This is a genomic window from Streptomyces glaucescens, assembly GCF_000761215.1.
Classification (GTDB): domain Bacteria; phylum Actinomycetota; class Actinomycetes; order Streptomycetales; family Streptomycetaceae; genus Streptomyces; species Streptomyces glaucescens_B.
This window is the reverse complement of the sequence record NZ_CP009438.1, coordinates 4,180,992-4,201,690: the sequence shown is the minus strand read 5'-3', so window position 1 is coordinate 4,201,690 and position 20,699 is coordinate 4,180,992. Positions and strand designations below refer to the sequence as shown.

14 protein-coding genes and 1 tRNA gene are annotated in these 20,699 nt (G+C 75.2%); 13 read left to right on the top strand and 2 right to left on the bottom strand.

Annotation, left to right across the window (positions count from 1 at the left end):
• Window positions 1-22 precede the first annotated feature (22 nt).
• The 10 genes from SGLAU_RS18190 (at window position 23) to SGLAU_RS18150 (ending at window position 11,904) form a co-directional block, all read left to right on the top strand.
• A tRNA-Pro gene (locus SGLAU_RS18190) sits at window positions 23-96 on the top strand.
• Between the two features lie 412 nt (window positions 97-508).
• Window positions 509-1,390: a hypothetical protein gene (locus tag SGLAU_RS18185; RefSeq protein ID WP_208868922.1), complete on the top strand. Its 882-nt coding sequence runs from the start codon at window positions 509-511 to the stop codon at window positions 1,388-1,390.
• The gene (locus tag SGLAU_RS36280; protein ID WP_318536223.1) at window positions 1,345-1,842 is read left to right on the top strand and encodes a DUF433 domain-containing protein; all 498 of its coding nucleotides are present in this window, start codon (window positions 1,345-1,347) and stop codon (window positions 1,840-1,842) included. The genes SGLAU_RS18185 and SGLAU_RS36280 overlap by 46 nt, the downstream gene beginning before the upstream one ends.
• A complete protein-coding gene (locus tag SGLAU_RS18180; protein WP_043502802.1) occupies window positions 1,839-2,261 on the top strand; it encodes a helix-turn-helix transcriptional regulator in 423 nt (140 codons plus the stop codon). The genes SGLAU_RS36280 and SGLAU_RS18180 overlap by 4 nt, the downstream gene beginning before the upstream one ends.
• A 10-nt stretch (window positions 2,262-2,271) precedes the next feature.
• Window positions 2,272-2,688 carry a VOC family protein gene (locus tag SGLAU_RS18175; protein WP_043506769.1) on the top strand — a complete coding sequence of 139 codons (417 nt, stop codon included), beginning with the start codon at window positions 2,272-2,274 and terminating at the stop codon, window positions 2,686-2,688.
• Between the two features lie 54 nt (window positions 2,689-2,742).
• Window positions 2,743-5,142, top strand: coding sequence for an ATP-binding cassette domain-containing protein (locus SGLAU_RS18170; protein ID WP_043506767.1), 2,400 nt, complete (start codon window positions 2,743-2,745; stop codon window positions 5,140-5,142).
• 196 nt (window positions 5,143-5,338) lie between these two features.
• Complete coding sequence (locus SGLAU_RS18165) at window positions 5,339-5,548, top strand: DUF4287 domain-containing protein (RefSeq protein WP_043506765.1); 210 nt, start codon at window positions 5,339-5,341, stop codon at window positions 5,546-5,548.
• 324 nt (window positions 5,549-5,872) lie between these two features.
• Entirely contained in the window at window positions 5,873-10,333 is a 4,461-nt protein-coding gene (locus tag SGLAU_RS18160) for a hypothetical protein (protein ID WP_244315234.1), read from the top strand.
• 309 nt (window positions 10,334-10,642) lie between these two features.
• Window positions 10,643-11,143, top strand: a complete 501-nt coding sequence (locus SGLAU_RS18155; protein WP_052413816.1) for a hypothetical protein — start codon at window positions 10,643-10,645, stop codon at window positions 11,141-11,143.
• Window positions 11,144-11,151: 8 nt separating this feature from the next.
• Window positions 11,152-11,904 (top strand): glycosyltransferase family 2 protein, encoded by a 753-nt coding sequence (locus SGLAU_RS18150; protein ID WP_043506762.1) that lies wholly within the window; start codon window positions 11,152-11,154, stop codon window positions 11,902-11,904.
• Between the two features lie 49 nt (window positions 11,905-11,953).
• Here the strand turns inward: SGLAU_RS18150 and SGLAU_RS18145 are convergent, their stop codons facing one another.
• The gene (locus SGLAU_RS18145) at window positions 11,954-12,142 is read right to left on the bottom strand and encodes a ferredoxin (protein ID WP_043502799.1); all 189 of its coding nucleotides are present in this window, start codon (window positions 12,140-12,142) and stop codon (window positions 11,954-11,956) included.
• Window positions 12,143-12,303: 161 nt separating this feature from the next.
• Here SGLAU_RS18145 and SGLAU_RS18140 point away from each other — a divergent pair, with 161 nt between their 5' ends.
• Both SGLAU_RS18140 and SGLAU_RS36720 read left to right on the top strand, forming a co-directional pair.
• Window positions 12,304-13,083, top strand: a complete 780-nt coding sequence (locus SGLAU_RS18140; protein ID WP_043502798.1) for an SDR family NAD(P)-dependent oxidoreductase — start codon at window positions 12,304-12,306, stop codon at window positions 13,081-13,083.
• Window positions 13,084-13,188: 105 nt separating this feature from the next.
• Complete coding sequence (locus SGLAU_RS36720; RefSeq protein ID WP_043502796.1) at window positions 13,189-16,917, top strand: TIR domain-containing protein; 3,729 nt, start codon at window positions 13,189-13,191, stop codon at window positions 16,915-16,917.
• A gap of 533 nt (window positions 16,918-17,450) precedes the next feature.
• Here SGLAU_RS36720 and SGLAU_RS18125 read toward each other — a convergent pair.
• Window positions 17,451-18,407: a DUF4231 domain-containing protein gene (locus tag SGLAU_RS18125; RefSeq protein WP_052413815.1), complete on the bottom strand. Its 957-nt coding sequence runs from the start codon at window positions 18,405-18,407 to the stop codon at window positions 17,451-17,453.
• Window positions 18,408-18,623: 216 nt separating this feature from the next.
• Here SGLAU_RS18125 and SGLAU_RS18120 point away from each other — a divergent pair, with 216 nt between their 5' ends.
• A complete protein-coding gene (locus SGLAU_RS18120; protein ID WP_043502790.1) occupies window positions 18,624-20,555 on the top strand; it encodes an NAD-binding protein in 1,932 nt (643 codons plus the stop codon).
• Window positions 20,556-20,699: the final 144 nt, after the last annotated feature.

Here is a 20,699-nt window from a genome sequence, read left to right as displayed (position 1 = left end):
TCGCCGCGACGAGCAGCGACACCGGGGTGTAGCGCAGCTTGGCAGCGCGCTTCGTTCGGGACGAAGAGGTCGTGGGTTCAAATCCCGCCACCCCGACGCCGCATTACCAGGTCGAGGGCCTGATCCGCTCAGCGGGTCGGGCCCTCGACTCGTTTTTCCCCTCTTGCGGGTTCTGCGGGAGCCCAAGGCCGTGGGCGAGTCGGAGAACGGACTCCACCGTCCCCGCAGTGGCCGGGCGCCGGCCCCCGTCCGTCTTCCGGGCCCGCCGGATCCTTGTCCGCGAGGACCCGGCGGGCCGCTGACCTCCTGAAAGAACCGGGAGAAAGAACTCCCCGCCCACCCACCCTCCCCCGCGAGGAAGCCCGCGTCACCCGTCCGGGTGACCAGCTTGCAGGCCTGGGTCACGGACCGTTACGTTCGCCGCGACAACCGCACACAGACGACGGCCCCCGGCCGGGACTGGCATCCCGATCGAGGGCCTGACCGATCAGGAAGAGCACACTTCCCGATGGCTGACCCGCAGTCTAACGCGCGCCTGCGCGCCGACGCCGGAGCTCCGACCTCCGGCGTGATCCACGTCCGCACCCGGCTGACAGCCGACTTCACCGTGCTCTCCAACGCCCTCGTGCAGCGGCGCGGCAGCGCGGTCACGGTCGGCGTCGCGGCGTACATCTCCTCCCTGCCCGACGGCTCCCCCGTGAGCATCGCCGCCCTGTGCGAGCACTTCAGCGAGGGCGAGATCCTCATCTCGCGAGCGCTCAGGGAACTCGAAGCGGCCGGATACCTGGAGCGCCGCCGTGAGCGGACGCCCACCGGGCAGGTCCGCACCCGGACGTACTTCCACGACCTCCCCCGCGGCGGCGCGGACCCGGACGGCCCGCCGAAGCCGCCCCGGCCCCGGAAGTCACCCGCAGCCGACAACGCGACGCCCACCCCTGAACGGGCACCCGAGCCCGCTCCCGCCCGGGACCAGCCACAGAACCCGGCGTCACTCTCCGAAGCCGACCCCCGGGCGGTCGCCGTTCTGGCCTCGCTCCGCCGCGTCGATCCGCGTCTGGTCCTGACCGAACAGGAGGCCGTGCGGCTGGCGCCGGCCGTCGCCCGGTGGCTCGCGGCCGGTGTCGCACCCCAGCAGATCACCGCACAGCTGACCGCAGGACTCCCCCACCACTTCCTGACCCGCCCGGCGCGCATCCTCGCCTACCGCCTCCGCGAGACCCCCCTGCCCGCACCCCCTCCGCGCCCGCTCCCGGAGAGCGCGCCCCGCCCGGCCGTGCCGCCCTTCCAGACCTGCGACGGCTGTGAGCGTGCCTTCCGCGCGCCGGAACCCGGACACTGCCGCGAATGCCGGTCCCGGAAAGCCGGGCACCCCCTCCGAGCGGCCTCCTGAGCCGCCACCGAGGGATGGTGTGCGGGAGGCCCGTGGTGGCCGCGAATCGCGTCGCGGTCGACGCCATCACCGACCTGCGGGAAGCCGGGGAGAGCGTCGAGGACATCGCGTACGACTTCGACATGACGCCCGGGCAGGTGGACGCGTTGCGCCGGGCAGTGGTGTGCCTTGCCGCGTGTGCAGGTGTGGCTGACGGGTGGTCAGTGCGGGGCGGGCCCGGGGCTGTGGGGCACCCGGGGGTACCGTGGGCGTATGAGTGGGGGAGCTCGGCGGATGGTGCCGTGTCAGTGGTGTGGGGTGCCGGTGGTGCAGGTGCGGCGGTGGCGGACGCGGCGGTACTGCAGCAAGGCGCATCGGCGCAGGAGCCGGGTCGTCGAGGCGGTGGGGAACTTCCTGGACAGCATCAGTTCCTGAGCCGGCGGCGGCGCGGGCCTGCGATGCTGGTGCCATGACATCGCTTTCCGACCTGGTGCTGCTGCGGCGGGCGCGCGACCGGATGGACCGGGACTACGCGGAGCCGCTGGACGTGCCGGCGCTGGCGCGGGCGGCGCACATGTCGGCGGGGCACTTCTCGCGCAGCTTCCGGGCGGCGTTCGGGGAGACGCCGTACAGCTATCTGATGACGCGGCGGATCGAGCGTGCCAAGGCGTTGCTGCGGCGTGGGGACCTGTCGGTGACCGAGGTCTGCTTCGCGGTGGGGTGTACCTCGCTGGGGTCGTTCAGTTCGCGGTTCACCGAGCTGGTGGGCGAGAGTCCGAGCGCGTACCGGGCGCGGGCCCACGAGGAGGGCGCGGACATTCCGGCGTGTGTCGCGAAGGTCTTCACGCGACCGGTCAGGAACGGAGAAGCGAGGGGCGGCGCCCGGTCGTAGCGTGTGCGGCATGGACATCAAGCTGTCGCAGTGCTTCATAGCCGTGGACGATCATGACCAGGCGCTGGCCTTCTACCGGGACGCGCTAGGCCTCGAGGTCCGCCAGGACGTGTCGTTCGAGGGGATGCGGTGGGTGACCGTCGGGTCGCCGGAGCAGCCCGGAGTGGACATCGTGCTGGAGCCGCCGGTCGCCGACCCGAACGCCTCCGACGCGGACCGGCGGGCCATGGCGGAGCTGCTGGCCAAGGGCCTGCTGCGCGGGGTGATCTTCTCGACCGAGGACTGCGACGCGACCTTCGAGCGCGTCCGGGCCTCGGGTGCCGAGGTGCTGCAGGAGCCGGTCGACCAGCCGTACGGGGTGCGGGACTGCGCCTTCCGCGACCCCGCGGGCAACATGCTGCGGTTCGCGCAGCGGCGGAGTGGGTGAGTCCGCCCGCGTCGTCCCATAATGCAGCCCGCCGCCACCGACCTGGAGATTCCGATGAGCCGCCAGTCCGCCAGCGCCGCACCGCGTTCCTCGTCCCCCGTCCCGCACATCGCGGACAGTCATGATCTGATCCGGGTGCACGGCGCCCGGGAGAACAACCTGAAGGACGTGAGCGTCGAGATACCGAAGCGGCGGCTCACGGTGTTCACCGGTGTCTCCGGCTCGGGCAAGAGCTCGCTGGTGTTCGACACGATCGCCGCGGAGTCGCAGCGGCTGATCAACGAGACGTACAGCGCCTTCGTGCAGGGGTTCATGCCCACCCTGGCGCGGCCCGAGGTCGACGTGCTGGACGGGCTGACCACCGTGATCAGTGTGGACCAGTCGAGGATGGGCGCCGATCCGCGGTCGACGGTGGGCACCGCCACCGACGCCAACGCGATGCTGCGGATCCTGTTCAGCCGGCTGGGCGACCCGCACATCGGGCCGCCCAGCGCGTACTCGTTCAACACCGCGTCGGTGCGGGCGAGCGGGGCCATCACCGTGCAGCGCGGGGCGAAGACGAAGGCGGAGAAGGCGACGTTCGAGCGCACCGGCGGCATGTGCCCGCGGTGCGAGGGGCGGGGGTCGGTCACCGACTTCGACCTCACCCAGCTGTACGACGCCGGCAAGTCGCTGCGCGAGGGCGCGCTGACGGTCCCCGGGTACAGCGTCGACGGCTGGTACGGCCGGATCTACAGCGGCTGCGGCTTCTTCGACCCGGACAAGCCGATCCGTGAGTTCGGCGAGCGGGAGCTGCACGACCTGCTGTACAAGGAGCCGACCAAGATCAAGGTGGAGGGCATCAACCTCACCTACGAGGGGCTGATCCCGAAGATCCAGAAGTCCTTCCTGGCGAAGGACAAGGAGGCGATGCAGCCGCACATCCGGGCCTTCGTGGAGCGGGCGGTCACCTTCACCACCTGCCCCGAGTGCGACGGCACCCGGCTGAGCGAGGGGGCCCGGTCGTCGAAGATCGAGGGGATCAGCATCGCGGACGCCTGCGCGATGGAGATCCGGGACCTCGCGCAGTGGGTGCGCGGGCTCGACGAGCCGTCCGTGGCGCCGCTGCTCACCGCGCTGCAGAACACCCTCGACTCGTTCGTGGAGATCGGGCTCGGCTACCTGTCGCTGGAGCGGCCCGCGGGCACGCTGTCGGGCGGTGAGGCGCAGCGCGTGAAGATGATCCGGCACCTCGGGTCCTCGCTCACCGATGTGACGTACGTCTTCGACGAGCCGACCAGCGGTCTGCACCCGCACGACATCCAGCGGATGAACGAGCTGCTGCTGCGGCTGCGCGACAAGGGCAACACCGTCCTCGTGGTCGAGCACAAGCCGGAGGTCATCGCGATCGCCGACCATGTCGTCGACCTGGGTCCCGGCGCCGGTACGGCGGGCGGCACCGTCTGCTTCGAGGGCACCGTGGACGGGCTGCGGGCGAGCGACACCGTCACCGGCCGGCACCTGGACGACCGGGCGTCGCTGAAGGAGTCGGTGCGCGAGCCGGCCGGCGTGCTGGAGATCCGCGGGGCGAAGGCGAACAACCTCCAGGGGGTCGACGTCGACATCCCGCTCGGGGTGCTGGTCGCGGTGACCGGTGTCGCCGGGTCCGGCAAGAGTTCGCTGCTGCACGGGTCGATCCCGGCCGACTCGGGGGTCGTCTCGGTCGACCAGGCGCCTATCCGGGGGTCGCGGCGCAGCAATCCGGCGACGTACACGGGGCTGCTGGACCCGATCCGGAAGGCGTTCGCCAAGGCCAACGGTGTGAAGCCGGCGCTGTTCAGCGCGAATTCCGAGGGCGCGTGCCCGTCCTGCAACGGCGCCGGGGTCGTCTACACCGACCTGGCGATGATGGCCGGGGTCGCCACCACCTGCGAGGACTGCGAGGGGCGGCGGTTCCAGGCGTCGGTGCTGGAGTACCGGCTCGGCGGGCGGGACATCAGCGAGGTGCTGGCGATGCCGGTGGCCGAGGCGGAGGAGTTCTTCGGCGCCGGTGAGGCCCGGACGCCCGCCGCCCACAAGATCCTCACCCGGCTCGCCGACGTCGGGCTCGGCTACCTCACCCTGGGGCAGCCGCTCACCACGCTGTCCGGCGGTGAGCGGCAGCGGCTGAAGCTGGCCACGCACATGGCGGAGAAGGGCGGCATCTACGTCCTCGACGAGCCGACCACGGGTCTGCACCTCGCCGATGTCGAGCAGTTGCTCGGCCTGCTGGACCGGCTGGTGGACTCCGGCAAGTCGGTCATCGTGATCGAGCACCACCAGGCGGTGATGGCGCACGCCGACTGGATCATCGACCTCGGGCCCGGTGCCGGTCACGACGGTGGCCGGATCGTCTTCGAGGGCACGCCGGGCGATCTGGTCGCGGCACGCTCCACCCTCACGGCGGAGCACCTGGCGGCGTACGTCGGCGCCTGAGCGGGGCCGAGGAGGGACCGGAGCAGGGACCTGGGCGACGTGGCGGCAGGGACCCGCCGGGGTGTGACGCGGCGCACACCCCGGCGGCGATGACTCCGGCGCCGGCGGGCGGTCATGAACAGCGACGACGCCGACGACCGTGACGCCGGTGACGCCAGCGATGACGTCGCCCCGCGCACAGATGGGACGCAGCACCATGACCGCAGCCGCAGCGAAGGGCCCCGCCAGCTACTTCCCCTCCATCGAGAAGAAGTACGGCCGTCCGATCGCCGAGTGGAAGCAGATCATCCGCTCGTCCGGACTGACCCGCCACATGGAACTCGTCGGCATGCTCAAGACCGAGCACGGCCTCGGGCACGGCCACGCCAACGCGCTCGTCGCCCACACCCTCGCCGAAGGACTCTAGGAAGACCCCGGGAAGCAAAGGGTTGGAAACCGCCTCCCGTGGGGAAACCGGCCCCTCGGAGACCGTGCCGGAAGCCGCCGGCGATCACGGAGGACTCGACATTCGTCCGGCACCGGTCCCTCCCCTCGTGGGGACCGGTACCGGACGTTCGGGTGTCGATCTAGCGCTGCGTGGCCGAGTGGCTACCGCTTCGGATCCGGTCGTGATCCTGCCATTCGAGGCCCGGGAGGAGGAGGTTCCGGCGTCAGGAAAGGGACTAAGCCGCAGGTCAGACATATAGAGTGAGTTTTCCGGACCGGATGGCCAGTGCCGCGGAAGTAAGGGGTGGAGGCCTTGGGTTGCGACTCAGGGGCACGCACAGCCTTCGCTGAACGGCTCGCGCTGCTGTACAAGGAGGCCGGCAACCCGCCCCTGAAACGGGTGTCCGAGGCGGTCGTCCGGCTGGAACGGATCGACGAGCGAGGGCGCCCCGTACGGGTCTCCGCGCAGCGGATCAGCGACTGGCGGCGGGCGAGGAACGTGCCCGCGCACTTCGCCGCCCTCGCGGCCGTGCTCCAGGTGCTGATCCCGCAGGCCCGCCGGATCCGGGCCGTTCCGGTGAGCCCCGGCCTGTACGACCTGGCCGACTGGCAGCGGCTGTGGGAGCGGGCCGTGGCGGTCCCGGTCACCGACCGGCCGGAGGACGCCCCGAAGGCCGACGAGCCGGAGCGGCCCCTCCCCGCCGGGGTGTGCCCCTACCGCGGTCTGGCCGCCTACCGGCAGGAGGACGCCCGCTGGTTCTTCGGCCGCGAGCGCAGCACCGAGGCACTCATCGACCAGCTGTGCGCGGTGGAGGAGCGCGGGACGGGCGGTCTCGTCATGCTCGTGGGCGCCTCGGGCGCCGGGAAGTCGTCGCTGCTGAACGCCGGCCTCGTGCCCGCCCTGCGGTACGCCGAGGCCCGGCGGGTGCTCCAGCTCGTCCCCGGCGCCGATCCGCTCGGCGAGCTGTGCCGTCTGATCCCCGGACTGGGAGGTGTGCTGCGACGGGCGACTCCTCCGGGGCCGCGCCCCGAGGCGGCCGGGCACGGGAGCTTAGAGGGACGTGCCGACGCGCCCACGCAGGCACGAGCACAGGTACGGACACAGGTACAGGCACAGGTACAGACACGGGTACGGCCGGAGGGGGACACCCCCGGGCACCCCGCCGGGAACACTCCAGGGCACGCGACCGGGGACATCCCAGGACACGCAAACGGCGACACTCACCGACACACGGTCGGGCACGCGGTCGGGCACGAGCCCGGGCATCCGGCCGAGGACACGCACGGGCACCGGGCCACGGACACGCCCGGACACACGGTCGGGCACGAGCCCGGGCATCCGGCCGAGGACACGCACGGGCACCCGGCCACGGACCCGCCCGGACACGCGACCGGAAACCCGCACGGACACGCGCCCGGAGACCCGCACGGGCACCCGGCCCTGGCCGGTGACGGGGAGGCGGACGCTCACGAGGTGGCCGTGGCGGCGGCGGACCCCGCCGAGCCCGGTGGCCCCGCCCCCCACACCCCGGAGTTCGCCCGTGCGGTCCGCCGGGCCTTCGCACGGTGGGCGGGTGACGGCCCCCGGCCGGTCGTGATCGTCGACCAGTTCGAGGAGGCGTTCACCCTGTGCGCCGAGGAGGCGGACCGGCGGACCTTCGTCCGGGTACTGCACGCCGCCTGCTCGCCCGGCGGACCCGGCGAGCCGGCGCCCGTGCTCGTCGTCCTCGGGATACGGGCCGACTTCTACGAGCAGTGCCTGCGCCACCCGGAGCTGGCCGACGCGCTCCAGCACCGGCACATGGTGCTCGGGCCGCTCACCACCGCCGAGCTGCGGGAGGCGGTGACCGGTCCGGCGAAGGCGGTCGGCCTGGAACTGGAGCCGGGCCTGGCGGAGCTGATCGTGCGGGAGGTCGTCGCGGACGGGCCGCGCGGCGCCCACGACGCGGGTGTGCTGCCGCTGCTCTCGCACGCCCTGCTCGCCACCTGGCAGCGCCGCAAGGCGGGCCGGCTGACGCTGGCCGGGTACCGGGCCGCGGGCGGTATCCAGGGAGCGGTGGCCGCGACCGCCGAGCGGGCCTGGTCGGACCTGGACCCGGCGGCCCGGACGGCCGCGCGGTTACTGCTGCTGCGGCTGGTGCGGGTCGGCGAGGACACGGCCGCCACCCGGCGGCGCGGCACCCGGCGGCAGCTGGCGGAGGAGGCGACCGACCCGGGCAAGACGGAGGAGTCGCTGGAGGCGCTGGTGCGCGCCCGGCTGGTGACGCTCGACGCGGAGACCGTGGAGATCACCCACGAGGCGCTGCTGCACGCCTGGCCCCGGTTGCGCGACTGGATCGACGAGGACCGGGGCGGCAATCTGCTGCGCCAGCGGCTGGAGGAGGACGGCCGGGCCTGGGAGGCCTCGCACCGCGACGCGGCGCTGCTGTACCGGGGGTCGCGGCTGGAACAGGCGGAGAGCTGGGCGAAGTCGGCCGGGGACACCTTCCTCACGCGGAGCGCGGTGGAGTTCCTGGCGGCCTCGGTGCGGCTGCGCCGCCGTACCGCCTGGATCAGCCGGGGTGCGGTCGCGGCGCTCGTGGTGCTGACGCTGGTGGCGGTCGGGGCGGCGGTGGTGGCCTGGAAGCAGCGGGACGACGCGGTGTTCGAACAGGTCGTCGCGGAGGCGGACCGGGTGCAGTACACGGATCCGTCGCTGTCCGCGCAGCTCGACCTGGTGGCGCACCGGCTGCGCCCGGACGACGCGGCGACGAACAACCGGCTGGTGTCGATCGTGAACGCGCCGCTGGCCACCCCGCTGCTCGGTCACACCGGCGCCGTCTACCTGACCTCGTTCAGCCCCGACGGGCGCACCCTGGCGACGGCGAGCTACGACCGGACCGTCCGGCTGTGGGACGTGTCCGACCCGACCCGTCCGAAGCCGCTGGGCGTGCCGCTGGCCGGTCACACCAGCTGGGTGAGCAGCGCGGTGTTCAGCCCGGACGGCCGCACCCTGGCCAGCGCGGGCGACGACGGGGTGATCCGGCTGTGGGACGTCACGGACCGGGAGCGGCCCACGTCCCTCGGCTCGCTGACCGGGCACCGGGGCACGGTGTACCTGGTGGCGTTCGGCCCCGACGGCCGTACGCTCGCCTCCGCCAGCGAGGACCGCACGGTGGGTCTGTGGGACGTACGGGAGCCCGGGCGGGCGAGGGCGCTCGGGAGGCTGACCGGGCACGGGGCCGCGGTGCGGTCGGTGGCGTTCGCGCCGGACGGGCGGACCGTGGCGGCCGGCGGCGACGACCACACGATCCGCCTGTGGGACACGGCCGGGCCGGGCCGGCCCAGGGAGCTGGGGAAGCTCGCCGGGCACACGGACACCGTCCACTCGGTGGCGTTCAGCCCGGACGGGCGCACCCTCGCCAGCGGCGGCGCGGACGACACGATCCGGCTGTGGAACGTGACCGATCCCGGCCGGGCGGCCCGGCTCGGGCCCCCGCTCACCGCGCACACCGGGCCCGTCTGGTCCGTGGCGTTCGCCCCCGACGGGCACACCCTCGCCGCGGCCAGCGCGGACAGCACGGCCAGCCTGTGGAACGTCAGCGACCCCACGTATCCGTCGCAGGTCGGCGAGCCGCTGGCGGGCAGCAGCGGGGAGATGTACGCGCTGGGGTTCAGTCCCGACGGGCGCACCCTGGCCACCGGCAGCGGCGACAGCAAGGTGCGGCTGTGGTCGGTGCCGACGTCGGACATGATCGGCCGCAGCGGGTCGTTCCGCCCGGACGGGCGGGTGCTGGCCACCGCGGCGCGCGACGGGAAGGTGCGGCTGTGGGACGTACGGCGGCCGGACCGGCCGGTGCGGCTGGGACGGCCGTTCCTGCCCGGTGACGGCGGCGACCGCTCGCTGTCGTTCTCCCCCGACGGCCGGCTGCTGGCCGTGCTGACGGCGAAGCGGTCGGTGTACCTGTGGAACGTCACGGACCCGGCCCGCCCGGTCCCGGCCGGACCGCCGATCGAGCTGCGCACCCGGTTCATGGGCCCCGACGCGCTGGCCTTCGCGCCCGACGGGCGCACCCTGGCGACCGCCTACGACGACCGCACGTTCCAGCTCTGGAACGTGGCCGACCCGTCGCGGCCGGTCCCGCTCGGCGCGCCCCTCACCGGCCACCGGGGCTACGTCAACGCGCTCGTCTTCAGCCCCGACGGGCGGACCCTGGCGAGCGGCAGCGCCGACGGCACCGTACGGCTGTGGGACGTGACCGACCCGCGCCGCGTCACCCGGCTCGACGCGCCCCTCACCGACCACCGCGGTCCGGTGAACGTGCTGGCCTTCAGCCCCGACGGGAAGACGCTCGCGGGCGGCGGCGACGACGACACGGTGCGGCTGTGGGACCTCTCCGACCCGGTCGCGGGCGCGCGCGGGGCCGCCACCCTCACCGGGCACACCGAGGCGGTGGTGTCGCTGACGTTCAGCCGCGACGGCCGCACCCTGGCGAGCGGCGGCAACGACAACACGGTCCGGCTGTGGAACGTGGCGAGCCCGGCGGACGCGGCGCCGATCGGCCGGTCGATGAGCCCGAACGCCAAGACCGGCAACTTCCTCTCCTTCAGCCCGGCCGCCCACATGCTCGGCGTGTCCAGCGGCACCGACACCGTGCGGCTGTGGAACCTCGACGTCGACACGGCGATCCGCCACATCTGCTCCACCACGCGGGGCGTGCTGACCCGGGAGAAGTGGAACGAATACCTCCCGCGCCTGTCCTACGACCCGCCGTGCGAGGGATGAGTACACCCGATCGCGTGATCCCGCTCACACTGTGTCGGTGGGCCCGAGCAGTCGGCTCCCGTCGCACCGGCAGCCTTGTTAGGCTGGGTGTCAGCCCGATCGCTGGTGTATCCCCCGTCACCAGCGATCGGGCGCTGTCATGCCCGGGGGCCGGATCCGGCGGCAGCAGGAGAACGGGCAGGCCACAGCGGGGGGAAACGGCCGACGGCAGCGGGGGAAACGGCCGGGCGGCCCGGGGGAGGCGACCGGGCGGACCGGGGAGAGCGCCGGTCGCGGGGAACCGGCTGCCCGCCCGCCTAGGCTGAGGCGGTGTCCCAGGCGTACGAAGAGACAACGGACGTACGACGGCCGCGGCGCGCCCCGGCCGTCCGCGACAACAGCCGCCACCAGAAGGGCCGCGCCCCGCAGCCGGCGGAGGCCCGCGCGGGCACCGGCACCACCGAGCGCGGCACCGGACTCGCCCACCGCGTGGTGTTATCCGCGAAGGACCGGCGCACGGAGGCCACCCCGGAGCCGGCCGAGGCGCTCGGCGTCCCGCCCGGCACACCCCTGCCGGAGCACAGCCGCACCCACCGCCCCCGGCACACCGGTGCCCCCACCCCCCTGAACACCTCCTGCCTCCGCCACGGCCTGGTCGAGGCCGAGCCCGGACGGGAGGCGCGAGACCCGGACCCGTCGTCCGGCACCCCGGTGCCGCTGCCGCGCGGGACGTCGTACGACATCCACGGCCGCGTGGTCGGCGTCGCCCGCACCACCCCGCCCGGCGACCGCACCGCACCGCGGTCCACCGCCCGCCCGGAACGGTGGTGAGCGCCGCCGTGAACCGCCGCGTCATCGTCGTCACCGCCGTGCACGCCCCGTCGGCACGGTTCCTGCCCGAGGCCTACGCGTCCCTGCGCGCCCAGTGGCTGCCCGCCGGATGGGAGTGGCGGTGGCTGATCCAGGAGGACGGCACCACGGACGAGGTGCGCCCTCACGTCCCCGACGACCCCCGCGTCTCCTTCCACCAGGGACGGCACGGCGGCCCCGGCGTCGCCCGCACCCTCGCGCTCGCGCGCGCCGACGGCCGGTACGTGAAGGTCCTCGACGCCGACGACCAGCTCACCCCGGGCGCGCTCGCCCGCGACCTGGCCGCACTCGAAGCGGACCCCACCCTCGGCTGGGCCACCTCCGGCGTCCTCGACCTGCTCCCCGACGGCTCCACCGCCGCCTTCCCCGACGACCCCGACGAGGGCCCCCTCGAACCCGGCACCGTCCTCGCCGCCTGGACCGCGCACGGCCACCGCGCCCCCGTCCACCCCGCGTCCCTCTTCGCCCGCCGCGATCTCGTCCTCGCCCTCGGCGGCTGGATGGCCCTGCCCGCCTCCGAGGACACCGGGCTGCTCCTCGCCCTGGACGCGGTCAGCCGCGGCTGGTTCACCCGCGAACCCGGGCTCCTCTACCGCAAGTGGGAGGGCCAGGTGACCGGCAGTCCGGCCCACACCGACACCGCGGAACGGACCGCGCGGACGGCGGTGGCCGAGGCCCGGGCCCGGGCGCTGGCGGCGTACGGGTGGCGCTGGCCGAAGTGAGGCCGGGCCCGGTCGCGACCGGCCGCCGGGCCCGGCCGCGACCGGCGGATCAGGTGGTGAGGGTGATCGCCTGGGAGGGGCAGCCCTCGGCCGCCTCGCGGACCGTCGGGTCGTCGCTGGTCTCCTCCCGGCCCGGTATGACGGCCCCGAAGCCGTCCACCGTCGTGAAGACGTGCGGTGCGCGGTAGACGCAGTCGCCGGAGCCGTAGCAGAGGTCCGGGTCGACGGTGACCTTCATGCGCCCTCCATCCCCGTCGTGAGCGTGCGGTGTCATCGCTGCACTGCCCTGCGCGGGCGCCGCCGAATCCCCGCTGCCGCGGGCAGGACCGGCCGGGCCGCGGCCGGTGACCGACGGTGCCGTAGGTTGATCGCGTCCGGCCGTCGACCCAAGGGTGGGAAATGAGTTCACAGACCTACTTGTCCGGCCTCTTCTCGCTCGACGGCCGGGTCGCCCTGGTCACCGGGGGCAGCTCCGGCATCGGGCGGGCCGTCGCCGGAGCGCTGGCGCGGGCCGGGGCCCGGGTCGTCGTGGTGGCGCGGCGCGAACGGCAACTGGCCGAGACCGTGGACGAACTGGTCGCCGACGAGTGCGACGCGGGGTGGGTCAGCGCGGACCTGCGGACCCGGGAGGGTGTGCGGGCGGCCGCCGAGGAGGCCGCCTCGGTGTTCGGGGAACCGGACATCCTGGTGAACTCCGCGGGGATCAACCTGCGCCCGCCGCTCGGCGAGCTCGGCGACGACGTCTGGGACGCCGTCATGGCCGTCAACCTGGAGGCGCCCTTCCTGCTCGGGCAGCGGTTCGGGCCCGGCATGGCCGAGCGCGGCTTCGGGCGGATCATCCACATCAGCTCCCAGCAGGCGCACCGGGCGTTCGTGCAGAGCGGCGCGTACGGGGTGTCCAAGGGCGGGCTCGAGTCGCTGGCCCGCTCCCAGGCGGAGGCCTGGTCACCGCACGGCGTCACCTGCAACACGCTCGTCCCCGGCGTCGTGCTCACCCCGCTCAACGCACGGCTGTCCGCCGACCCGGCCAAGGTCGCCGAACTGGCCGCCCGCACGATGGTCGGCCGCAACGGGCTCGCCGAGGACTTCGCCGGCGCGGCCGTCTTCCTGGCGAGCGGCGCCTCCGCGTACATCACCGGCCAGTCGCTGTTCGTGGACGGGGGACTGTCCGTCCACTGATGGGCCCCGGCTCCGCGCCCCGCCGCTACGATCGCCGTGGCGACGCGGGCAACACGGGGCCCGCCGCGCCTGTTTGAGGATCTGTCAGGCCGCCGGGGGGCTGGTATGGGGAGCGGTGCCGCGCTCGCGCGCGCACGGGAGGCCCTGCACGGTCCGGCCGCCCCGTGGGCGGCGGCGCTGGCCGCGGGCTGGCTCGTCTGCCTGCCGCTGCTCGGGCCGTACGGGGCGCTGCTGGGCCTGCTGCCCGGGCTGGCCCTCTTCCACCCGGCCCGGGAGGCGCTGGGCGAGGGGATCCGGCACCGCCGGACGGCCGCAGCACGCCCTGGCTGGTCCTGGCGGCGCTGCCGGTCGGCGCCCGCGCTCGCGACGCTCGCCTTCTGCGCGGTGCTGTGCGGCCTGGTCCTCTGGTCGCTGTGGCCGTCACTGGGTGCCGGGAGCCGTGCCCTCGCCGGGGCGGCCGCGGTGCTCGCGACGCTGGGACCGGCGGCCGCCGCCGGCATCACCTGGCGGTACGCCGGACCGCCGGACGCGGACGAACCGCCGCGCGTCCCGGACCCTCCGTCGGCATCCCGCTGGGCGCTGTACGGCGCGGCCGTGCTGGGCGCGGCGGCCTGGGCGACGCGGACCGGTGTGCTGGTCGTGGCCTACGGCGTCGCCGACCCCCCGCAGCGCCACGCACGGCTGCTGGACGTCCTGCGGTGGACCGACCGGCAGGTGCAGGGCACGGTGTTCGCGCCGTCGGTGACCCAGGAGTACTGGCCCCTGCTCGTCGCCGCCGCCGGGCTGGTCGCGGGCGGGACCGCCGCCGTCCTGCGCGGGGCGGCCCCCACCCGCGCCCCCGCCATCGGCCTCCACCCGCGCCCGGCCGGCCAGGTCTTCCTCAGCTACGCCCGGGCGGACACGGCGACCGCCGAGCGGTACGTCGGTGCCCTGCGGGCGGCCGGCCGGACCGTGTGGATGGACGCGGACGGCATCCGCCCGTCCCGGGAGTGGCGCACCGAACTGTCCGACGCGATCCGGGCCAGCGACGCCGTGATCGTGCTGCTCTCCCGATCCTCGCTGCGCTCGCGGTACTGCTGGGACGAGTGCCGGCAGGCCCTGGAGCACGGCAAGCGGATCCTGCCCGTGCTGATCGACGCGGACCTCGCCGCCGGGAGCGTCACCGGGTCCCTGCGGGAGGCCGACTGGGACGGCATCACCCGGTTCCAGCGGCTGTCGATGCACCGCCCGGAGGACTTCGCGCCCGCCGTGCGCGAGACCCTGGCCTTCCTGGCCCGCGAGCACGACTGGGTCGCGCTGCACACCCGGCTCGGTGAACAGGCCCACGCCTGGCAGCACCACGGCCACGCGCCCGAGCGGCTGCTGCGCCGGCACGAACTGGCCGAGGCGGAGGCATGGCGGGCGCACCGTCCGGACGTACCCGGCTCCGGTGCCGAACCCACCGACGCGCAACTGCGGTTCATCCGGGCGAGCCGCCGGGCGCTGCGCCGCCGCACCGGGCGCCTGGTCGCCGGGTCCGCGCTCGCCCTGGCCTTCGTGACGGCGGTGGCCTCGTTCGCCGCCGTCACCCAGGAGGACCGGGAGCGGCAGCGGCGCGAGGCGCTGTCCGAGAGCCTGGCGCGGGCCGCGGACTCCCGGCCCTACCCCGGCATGGCGGCGGCCGCCCGCCTCGCCGCGGCCGCCTACGGGCAGGCGGACACCGCCGCCGCGCGCGAGGCGATGCAGGAGCAGCTGGCCCGCTTCCAGCACGCGGGACCGCGGCTGGCCGGCGGAGGGCCCGGCTTCAGCGCGGACAGCTCGACGTACGCGGCCGGCAGCGCGGGCCGCACCCGCATCTGGGACCTGCCCGATTGGACCCTGCGCCGCACCCTGGCGGGGGAGCTGCCGCACGACCCGGCGCGGGCGCTGAGCGCGGACGGCGGGCGGGTGCTGCTCTTCGACGGCGACGGCCGGGCGCGGATCGCCGACACCCGGACCGGGCGGACCGTGGCCCGCGGGCCCGAGGGCACACCGGGCCGGCTGCCACCGCGCGGCGGACTCACTCCCGACGGACGGCGCTTCCTGGCGTCCACGAGCGATGTCACGGCCGTCATCGCCCGCGTCGACGGCCGTGGCCTGCCCCTGGGGCTGCTCTGCCTCGATCCGTCGCTGAGCCCGCACGGCCGCTTCGTGTGGTGCGCGGCGGACGAATCCGGCGCGGACGGCGCCATCGGCCGCCTGGTCTCCGTCACCGACGGCACCGAGGTCCGCTTCCCGCGCCGCCCGATGCTCGCGGGCTGGACGGCGGACGACCGGCCCGTCGTCACGCTGCGGCCCGGCGGGCGCGAGGCCGCGGTCCAGGTGCTGGACCCGGCCGGGCCCGGGGCTGCCTGGTCGGTGCGGACCGGCGGCGGCTGGGAAGCCGCCTCCGTGTCTGCCGACGGCACCCGGCTCGCCCTGTCGACCACCCGGCACGTCAACCCGTTCGAGGTGTGGGACCTGCGGCGCCGGGCTCGTCTCGGGACCGTGGAGATGCGGGAGCTGGCCGAGCGGGGTCTGCCCTGGGACGCCGTCGACAACGGTGAGGAGGACCTCGGGCGGCTGGTGGAGGCCGAGCCGGTGCACGGGATGCCCGTGGCGTCGTTCGACGACGTCTCCGCCGAGTACCACGACCCCGACCGGCGCGCCCGCGTCTGGTACAGCCCCGACCGCCGCTCCGCCGTCGCCGACACCGGCGCGGGCTGGTGGGCCTGGCGGCTGGACGGCCGGGGACGCGTCTCCACCCGCGTCGCGGCCCCCGGCCTCGGCACCGCCGACGCGGAGGGCACCGACCTCAGCGCCGACGGGCGCACCCTCGCGGTCGCCGACTACGGCGGGCGACTGCTGCTGTTCGACACCGGCACCGGCAGGCTGCGCGAGGAACGGCGGCTCGCCGGGCACGGCGTCCAGGTGGCCTACTCCCCCGACGGGCGCACCCTCGCCGTGGGCGAGCTGACCGGCGACGAGCGGACCGGCATGCGGGTGCGGATCGCCCTCTTCTCCGCCACGTCGCTGCGCCGCACCGGCACCCTGCGCAGTCCCACCCCGCCCGACGGGCGGGCCCACCTGGTGGGGCTGGCGTTCTCCCCGGACGGCGAGCGGCTGTACGCGGCCGAGTCCCAGCTCGGAGGGGTGCGCGTGTGGTCGGTGGCGGAGCGGCGGCCGCTGCGGACCTACCAGGGCGAGAACTACCTGGACGGCATGGTCCTCTCCCCCGACGGCCGCACGCTCGTCACCTCCGACCGCCAGACCACCGTGACCGTCTGGGACACCGCCACCGGCCGGCCCCGCTACCGGCTCCCCTACTCGGGGCACCGCGTCGCGTTCTCCCCGGACGGACGGCGGATCGTCACCACCGGGGCGCTGGAGGGAGCGGGCGTGGCCGTCTGGGACGTCGCCGGGCGCCGCCGGGTCGGCCCGGTCATGAACGTCGGCAGCGACGGCAGCACCGTCCGGGACGTGACGTTCACCCCCGACGGACGGGCCCTGCTGGTCGTCGCCCAGTCCCTCGACACCACCGACCTGGAGCGACCGGCGACGATGTCGGTACGCCGCTGGGAGCTGGGCCGCCAGTCGCAGCCGGGCCCGGTCCTCGCCCGGCCCCCCGACGCGGAGGGTCTCTTCCACACCGCCCCGGACGGCCGGGGCGTCGTCGTCGCCGGCAGCGACGCGATCGTCCGCATCACCACCGACCCGGCCGCGTGGCAGCGCTCGCTGTGCGACCTCGCGGGCCGGTGGATCACCCCGCAGGAGTGGCACGAGCGGGCACCCGAGGCGCGCTATCCGACGCGCTGCGCACCGCCGGACCCGGACTGAGCCCGAGCGGGTACCCGTCCCGGACGGCGCGGGTGCCGGGCCCGGACGAGCCGATGCGGACGGGGCGCGCACCCGAGCCGGTGGCGGGCCCGGACCGAGCCGGAGGCGGGCCCGGGCGAGCCGATGCCGGAGCGGGTGAGCTGGTCGGGCGCGCCGGGCCGGTCGGCGGAGTGCGCCGGGCACGGGTTACCCGGCGGGCTGGGTTCCGCCGGGTCCGGGCCGAGCGCGTACCCGAGCCGGTGCCCGGCCCGGACCGGGCGGGTGCCGGACCCGGACCGACCCGGAGGCGGACCTGGGCGAGCCGATGCCGACCGGGTGAGCCGGCCGCCGAGCCTGTCCGCGGGACGCGCCGGGCACGGGCCACCCGGCCGGCCGGGCCCCGCCGGGCCCGGACCGAGCCGGGGGCGGGCCCGGGTAACCGGTCGGGGCCCGCCGGACCGGAGCCGGTGCCCGACCCGGACCGAGCCGGAGGCGGGCCCGGGTGAGCCGGTCGGGGCGCGCCGGGCCGGTCGGCGGGGTGCGCCGGGCACGGGTCACCCGGCCGGCTGGGTTCCGCCGGGTCCGGGCTGGCCGGGGGATCCGGCCTCCTGCCACTTCACCATCCACGCCTCGTTCTGGATGGAGATGACGTGCTCGGCGTGGGCGACCAGCCGGGCCCGGGACTCCGCGTCCGCGGGCGGCTCACGCCGCCAGCGGGACCACACCCGCTCCAGTTCCTGCGCGGTGCGGGAGAACTCCAGCTCCTGGTAGTCGTAGTTGGCCGCCGCGGCGTGCGCGGAGACCGCCATGCCGGCGGTGGCCGCGACCGCCAGCCACCGCCCGGCCCCCGCGGACTCGAAGGTGCCGCTCCATGCCGCGAGCACCACCGACATCAGGCCGAACACCAGCTCGGCGGCGCGCACGACCGCCAGCCTGCGCCGGTAGAGCTCGGCACGCGGCCGGTAGTAGCCGTCGATCTGGGCCCGCACCCGCAGCTCCATGTACGAGGCGAGCCCGTCCACGGCGGGCAGCGCCCGCCCGCCCGGCACGGACCGCCCGGCGACGTACCGGTCCAGGTCCCCGGCGTCGGCGAGCACGTCGTCGGTCCGCGCGGCGAGCTGCCGCAGCCGTTCCTCGGACGGCGCCGCCAGATACCCGTACACCTCGCTCTTCAGCGCCTCCGACACCGACCGCAGCCGCGTCCAGTCACGGATCCGCTGCGGGGTCGTCCACTGCCCGGCCAGGGTCGCGCAGCCCGCGCTCACCGCCGCCGCGAACGCCATGGCCCGGCCCGCGCCGGGGTGGTCGTCCATGACGAGCGCGGCGGCGGTGCCGAGCGCGGCGAAGGCCAGCCCGCACAGCAGCGCCGTCAGCCGGGCCGCGGCGATCCGGCCCTTGGCCCGGTTCGCGGCCTGCGACCAGCGGGCCTGATCGGCCCATATCCGGGCGGCGTCCCCAGGATCCTGCGAAGTGGTCGTGCGAGCGGGGGAGTTGTCGTGTTCCGGTGCCATCCGCTCATTGTCCGCGCGGCGGGCGACCCGCGTCCGCCGGTCGTCCCAGGTCGCGCCGCACGGATCCGCGTGACCGGCGCCTGTCGGGCGTCCGCGTCCCTCGGGCAGGGGACGGGGCCGACGTCGATTCCTGGAACCACTCGGCCCTCCCGGGCAGTGTTCCCTCACATGGGGAGCGTTCCGAATCAAGGGCCGTCGCGCGACGCGACCGGGCACATGGTGGTGTGCGGCGACGACGGGCTCGCACACCGGCTCGCCGCCGAACTCCGGCTGGTCTACGGCGAACAGGTCACCCTCGTCGTCCCGCCCTCGGGCCGCCGCGTGCGCCAGCCGGTCGTCGGACGGGCCCGCGCCGCCTCCGCCGCGCTGCTCGACCGGATGGTCAACGCGGCGGTGGGCCGGGGCGGCAACGGCAACGGCGCAAGCGGCGGTGCGCCCGAACCGGCCGGCAGCGAGCGGCTCGTCCAGGCCACCGAGCTGACCGAGGCCGTGCTCGCCGAAGCCGGTGCGGAACGGGCCACCGCGCTGGCCCTCGTGTACGACGACGACGAGACCAACATCCGCGCCGCGCTCGCCGCCCGCCGCCTCAACCCCCGGATCCGGCTCGTGCTCCGCCTCTACAACCGGCGGCTCGGCCAGCACATCGAGGAACTGCTCGACCAGGCCGCCACCCTCGCCCTCGGTGACGGAGCCGCCCGCTACGAGGCCTCCACGACCGTGCTGTCCGACGCCGACACGGCCGCGCCCGCGCTCGCCGCCACCGCGCTCGCCGGCACCGGCAAGGTCGTCCAGACCGAAGGGCTGCTGCTGCGGGCCGTGGAACGGCAGCCGCCCGCGCCGGGCGAGGTGGCCGCCCCCGGGCTGGCCACCCTCGCGCTGCTCTCCGCCACCGCCAACGACCCGGCCGGCGCGGACGGTTCGGAGAGCAGCGGCGAGCAGGGGCCGCAACTGCTGCCGGACGCGGCGACCGTGCGGGCCGCGACCGGGCGCGGCGCGGTGGTGCTGGAGCAGGTCTCCTACTCCGGGCCCGCCCAGGGCGCGGGCCGCGGCGGAACGTTGCCGTTCGCCTCGCTGTTCTCGCGTCGGCTGCGGTGGTCGCTGCTCGGGCTGGTGGTCTGTGTGATCGCGCTGGCCGTGGCCTTGAAGGTGGTCACCGGGGAGCACCTGCTCTACGCCACCTACGTGACCCTGCTCGACCTGTTCGCGATCAACGAGCCCGCGCTCCACCAGTCCACCGCCCGGCAGGTGCTCCAACTGCTGTCCGGGCTGGTCGGGTTACTGCTGCTGCCGGTGCTGCTGGCGGCCGTGCTCGAAGGGCTCGGCACCTTCCGGAGCGCGTCCGCGCTGCGCAAACCGCCGCGCGGGCTCGGCGGGCACGTCGTGCTGCTCGGGCTGGGCAAGATCGGCACCCGGGTGCTGACCCGGCTGCGCGAGCTGCACATCCCGGTGGTGTGCGTGGAATCCGACCCGGAGGCGCGTGGGCTCGCCACGGCGCGGCGGCTGCGGGTGCCGGTGGTGCTCGGCGACGTCACCCAGGAAGGCGTGCTGGAGGCGGCGAAGATCCACCGGGCGCATGCCCTGCTCGCGGTGACCAGCGCGGACACCACCAACCTGGAGGCGGCGCTGTACGCACGGTCGGTGCGGCCCGATCTGCGGGTGGTGCTGCGGCTGTACGACGACGACTTCGCCACCGCCGTGTACCGCACCCTGCGGGCCGCGCACCCCCACGCGCTCACCCGCAGCCGCAGCGTGTCGCATCTGGCGGCGCCCGCGTTCGCCGGGGCGATGTTCGGGCGGCAGATCCTCGGGGCGATCCCGGTGGAGCGGCGGGTGCTGCTGTTCGCCGCCGTGGACGTCGGCGGGCATCCGCGGCTGGAGGGGCGGACCGTGGCGGAGGCGTTCCGGCCCGGGGCGTGGCGGGTGCTGGCGCTGCGCGCGGGGGCGGTCGGGGACGGTGGGGAGGAAGGTGAGCGCGGCGAGCGCGGTGAGCGCGGTGAGGGGGCTGCCGGGGGGCGGCTGTCCGGGCTGGCCTGGGACCTGCCCGAGGGGTACGTCCTCAAGGACGGTGACCGTGTGGTGCTGGCGGCGACGCGGCGGGGGCTGGCGGAGCTGCTGGGGCGGCGGAGCAGGGAGGGGGGTGGGGGGTGAGGGTGATTGTGGTGAGGGGGTGTCTCGCCCCCGCCGCCCTTACCCTCTCCCATCCCCAGGGGCTCCGCCCCTTCCACCTCACCAGGGGCTCCGCCCCTGACCCCGGCGGGGGCTCCGCCCCCAGCACCCCATGGCCTCCCGGCT